Origin of the sequence: uncultured Thermosynechococcus sp. (assembly GCF_938074695.1) — a bacterium.
GTDB lineage: Bacteria > Cyanobacteriota > Cyanobacteriia > Thermosynechococcales > Thermosynechococcaceae > Thermosynechococcus.
The window spans coordinates 1-4257 of the sequence record NZ_CALJEM010000058.1 but is presented as its reverse complement, the minus strand read 5'-3'; the positions used below and the strand labels follow the sequence as shown (position 1 = coordinate 4257).

7 protein-coding genes are annotated in these 4257 nt (G+C 53.7%); 5 read left to right on the top strand and 2 right to left on the bottom strand.

Features of this window, described 5'->3' with window-relative positions; translation table 11 throughout:
- The 5 genes from Q0683_RS08650 to Q0683_RS08630 all read left to right on the top strand — a co-directional run.
- Positions 1 to 432: DUF362 domain-containing protein (locus Q0683_RS08650; RefSeq protein ID WP_298977317.1), on the top strand; the 432-nt coding region annotated here is incomplete at its 5' end.
- 58 nt (positions 433 to 490) lie between these two features.
- Positions 491 to 1927 (top strand): dihydrolipoyl dehydrogenase, encoded by a 1437-nt coding sequence (gene lpdA / locus Q0683_RS08645; protein WP_298977315.1) that lies wholly within the window; start codon positions 491 to 493, stop codon positions 1925 to 1927.
- Positions 1928 to 1967: 40 nt separating this feature from the next.
- A complete protein-coding gene (locus tag Q0683_RS08640; protein ID WP_298612798.1) occupies positions 1968 to 2321 on the top strand; it encodes an iron-sulfur cluster assembly accessory protein in 354 nt (117 codons plus the stop codon).
- A 12-nt stretch (positions 2322 to 2333) separates the two neighbouring features.
- Positions 2334 to 2792, top strand: coding sequence for a M48 family metallopeptidase (locus Q0683_RS08635; RefSeq protein ID WP_298977313.1), 459 nt, complete (start codon positions 2334 to 2336; stop codon positions 2790 to 2792).
- Between the two features lie 2 nt (positions 2793 to 2794).
- The gene (locus Q0683_RS08630) at positions 2795 to 3064 is read left to right on the top strand and encodes a hypothetical protein (RefSeq protein ID WP_298977311.1); all 270 of its coding nucleotides are present in this window, start codon (positions 2795 to 2797) and stop codon (positions 3062 to 3064) included.
- Between the two features lie 3 nt (positions 3065 to 3067).
- Here Q0683_RS08630 and Q0683_RS08625 read toward each other — a convergent pair whose 3' ends face one another.
- Both Q0683_RS08625 and Q0683_RS08620 read right to left on the bottom strand, forming a co-directional pair.
- Positions 3068 to 3328, bottom strand: a complete 261-nt coding sequence (locus Q0683_RS08625) for a YkvA family protein (protein ID WP_298612789.1) — start codon at positions 3326 to 3328, stop codon at positions 3068 to 3070.
- Positions 3329 to 3419: 91 nt separating this feature from the next.
- Positions 3420 to 3938 (bottom strand): DNA recombination-mediator protein A, encoded by a 519-nt coding sequence (locus Q0683_RS08620; RefSeq protein WP_298612787.1) that lies wholly within the window; start codon positions 3936 to 3938, stop codon positions 3420 to 3422.
- Between the last annotated feature and the right edge of the window lie 319 nt (positions 3939 to 4257).

Genomic DNA, 4257 nt, shown 5'->3' with positions numbered 1-4257 from the left:
AAGGATGCCGATCGCTTTGGCCGCATGCTGGTGGAAACCGCACGGGCGATCGCCCCTGAATTGACCATTGCGGATGGCATTATTGGCCACGAAGGCAACGGCCCCAGTGGCGGGACGCCGCGACCCCTCCACATTTTGGGGGCCAGTCAGGATGTTTTTGCCCTCGATCGTGCCCTTGTGGCTATTCTCAACGTGGATCCCGAGCGCATTCCCACCCAACGCGCCGCCACTGCCCTGGGCTGCAACTACGACCTCAGCGAAATTGACTTTCCCTTGGCACAGCCCCATGAATTGGCCGTTCGGGATTGGCAACTGCCTTCGCAAATGATGCCCATTGACTTTGGCGCTCCCCGCGTCCTCAAATCCACGTTCAAACATCTCTATATTCGCTGGATCAAAGAACCTCTAACTGCCTATAGCCAAAAGGCCTAGGTTCTCACGGAAAACAGCCTTTGATAAGCTAAGGGAATACCACTGAGGAGAATCGTCCTTGAGCTTTGACTACGATTTGGTGATCATTGGAGCCGGTGTGGGGGGGCATGGGGCTGCCCTGCATGCCGTCAGTGTGGGGCTGAAAACGGCCATTATTGAAGCCGCAGAAATGGGCGGCACCTGCGTCAATCGTGGCTGTATTCCCTCAAAGGCGCTGCTTGCGGCGGCCGGACGGGTACGGGAACTGCGCCAAGCCAACCATTGGCAAGCCTTGGGGATTCAACTGGGGCAAGTACAGGTGGATCGCGCCGGCGTTGCTGCCCATGCCGCCAATCTGGTGCAGAAAATCCGCAGTGATCTCACCAATAGTCTTAAGCGTCTCGGCGTAGATACACTCATTGGCCGCGGTAGAGTGGCGGGTTCTCAAAAGGTTAGTATTGCCACGGCTACAGGCGAAAAAACGGTAACAGCCGAGAACATTATCATTGCCACTGGTTCAGTGCCCTGGGTACCCCCCGGCATTGAGGTGGACGGCAAAACCGTTTATACCAGTGATGATGCCATTAAGCTGGATTGGTTGCCCCAGTGGGTGGCCATTGTTGGCAGTGGCTACATTGGCCTAGAATTTGCCGATATTTACACTGCCCTTGGCAGTGAAGTGACCATGATCGAGGCACTGGATCAACTGATGCCCACGTTTGATCCAGATATTGCCAAGCAGGCGCAGCGGGTGTTGATTGCCCCTCGCGACATTGAAACCTACACTGGCACGCTGGCTCAGCGGGTCATTCCCGGCACACCGGTGGTCATTGAGTTGGCGGATGCAAAAACAAAAGAACTGGTGGATGTCCTAGAGGTGGATGCCTGCCTGGTAGCTACCGGTCGCATTCCTGCTACCCAAGATCTGGGGTTAGAGAGTGTGGGCGTGAGTACCGACAAGCGCGGCTTTATTCCCGTGGATGAGTATCTGGCGGTTACTAAAGAGGGCGAACCTGTTCCCCATTTGTGGGCGATCGGCGATGCCACGGGGAAAATGATGCTGGCCCATGCCGCTTCAGCGCAAGGCATTGCTGTGGTGGAAACTATCGTCGGGCGGCCTCGCCAAGTGGATTATCGGAGTATTCCTGCGGCAGCCTTTACTCATCCGGAAATAAGTTTTGTCGGCTTGACGGAACCCCAAGCCCGCGAGCTAGGAGAAAAAGAAGGCTTTGAGGTACAGGTGGTGCGCACCTACTTCAAGGGCAACTCCAAAGCACTGGCGGAAACAGAAACGGATGGCCTCGCCAAGGTGATTTTCCGCGCCGATACGGGTGAGCTTCTAGGGGCACATATCTTTGGTCTCCATGCTTCGGATTTAATTCAAGAGGCGGCCAACGCCATTCGCGATCGCCAGAGCGTGAGTCACTTGGCCTTTAATGTCCACACCCATCCCACCCTCTCTGAGGTACTCGACGAGGCCTTTAAGCGTGCCCATGAGATGGTGAGCCACCGCTGAACTTGCTACGATAAAGCTTGAAGTCTTTCAGGAGTGGGTGATGACACAGGCTACACAACCCGCCAAGGGAATTATGATGACTGAGGCTGCCCTCAAGCACGTGCTCGAACTTCGGGATAAGCACGGCAAAGACCTGTGTTTGCGAGTGGGGGTCAAAGGGGGTGGCTGTTCGGGGATGTCCTACACGATGGACTTTGAAGACCCCGCCAATATCCGTCCTGAGGATCAAGTCTTTGACTACGATGGCTTCAAGGTGGTCTCAGATCCCAAGAGTATGCTCTACATCTATGGCTTGGTTCTGGACTACAGTGACGCCCTCATTGGTGGCGGCTTTAAGTTCACCAATCCCAACGCCACCCAAACCTGTGGCTGTGGTACGTCGTTTTCTGCTTAAGGAGACTTGCCGTTGACCACCCCTCAGACAATTTTGACCACCCCTCAGACAATTAGTGAAGTCGAACGTCAATTTGAGGCGGCGATCGCCCGCTACAGAGAAGGGGCACCTGCCTCAGAACTTATTCCCACCTTCAAAGAAATTTGCCAGCGTGCTCAAAAAAGCAGCTCCGCTTGGACGTGTCTGGCATGGCTCTACCTCCTCGATGACAAGCCCCAATCTGCCCTGAAGGCCGCCCAAAAAGCGGTTAAACTCAACCCTGAAGATCCCCAAGCCCGCATTAACCTTGCCGTGGCAATGCTGGAAACAGGGCAAAAGGGTGTGCGCCCCCATATTGAATTGGCACAAACGGTTATTGCTGCCGTTGCTGAACTGCGTCAAGAGGTCATAGATAATTTTGCCGATGGCCTGCAACGCAAACCTGACTGGGAGAGCCTTGCCCGCGTTAAGCAATGGGTACTAGGAGAATAGCCATGGCACGGGTGCGGGAAGTGCTTAACTGGCTCTTGGTAGCGGATACTTTCTTTGTCCTTGCCAGTTTTGGCTGGTTTGTGATTGCGCTCTTTGGGCGCTCTTTTGCGCTGCCGCTGGGGTTCGATCTTTGGCTGAGTCTCTGGCAGCCCCTCTTTCTACCGGCCATTGGTGTTTTGATGGCAGCTGCACTAGTTAACGGTGCTCTTCGCTATGTACAGAACCGTTGGCTGTTGCGCTCCATTGGCAGTGACTTGCGATCGCGGGACTAATTGCTAAACCTGCTCTGCTTCTACCTCTACAGTGGGAGGAACATGGGGCGATCGCCTTTGTTTCACCCGCTCCACCAGTAATTGCGTTAACTCACTGGCTAGGATCACTATCACGGTTACATCATCCAACTGGCCAAGAATTGGCACCAAGTCTGGTGAAACATCCAAGGGACTGAGCAAGTAGATCAAACTCGCAGCAATGATCAACCAGCGATATTTAGGATGCCGTAGTCCATTGCGATACCAGTTGTAAAAGCCGCTCATGGCGCGTCAACCTTGAACTCTGTTCCTATTTTGGCAGAGGGGTGCGATCGCCCTAGGTGAGGAAAACCGCCCCGCCTAATCAAAGTAAAGCCTAATCAAAGTAAAAGAGTGTAACCACCTTATGCTGCTCTTCTGCCAGTTCACAGGTTTGCAGCAGCGTGTGGCTATCGTGGAAGGCAAAACAAATTAATTGCTGGCAGCGGGAAACAATTTCCTGATTACAGAGGGAGCTGGCTTCTGCAAGGGGCAGGTGATCGTTTTCCGGTTTTTCGACTAAGTGCATCACCTTGTCCAGTTGCTGCCGGGATTCCCGAGGTTGACGCTCTAAACTCTGGGGTAGGATCACCGTCAGCAAATTGGGGTCTGCCCGCATTGCTCCCCGAATCGCCGCCGCATTAGTTCCCACCGCACCTGAGGTCATCAAGCGGTTACCCGCCAGCACTAGGGCATAGCTCATCATTTCAATCAGGTGCTGATGGGTGATCGGAACGTGACGCGAGCCAAGGAGCGCAATCCGCTTAGGACCAGAGTCTTGGATTGTCGCTAATTCTTGCAAAAATTCGTCAATTTGGGGCGAATCAATGCCCGGAAGATTAGTCGCCTGCGTCAAGAGAGTGTCTCATGTGCTACGGAACGAGGCTATTTTAACATTTTGCCCTTCAATCTAGTAGATCAGGCTACCACCCCATCCGAGAAATGTCCACCCTCAAAAGCTGCAAGCTGTATGATCCCGGATAACAGCAGGGGTGATTTGCTCTCTGGTGGGCTGGTTGTTCATGACACAGCCTCTATTAGCGCCACTTACCACTTAAATTGAATCGGTACTAATATCCTTTGGCGCTAAAGTCCAATGTGAGGGGAATCTCTACCCGCTCAATGTGGGTGCGAAATGTGCCATCGGCGTATAACCACAGATGACGAAAACCCGG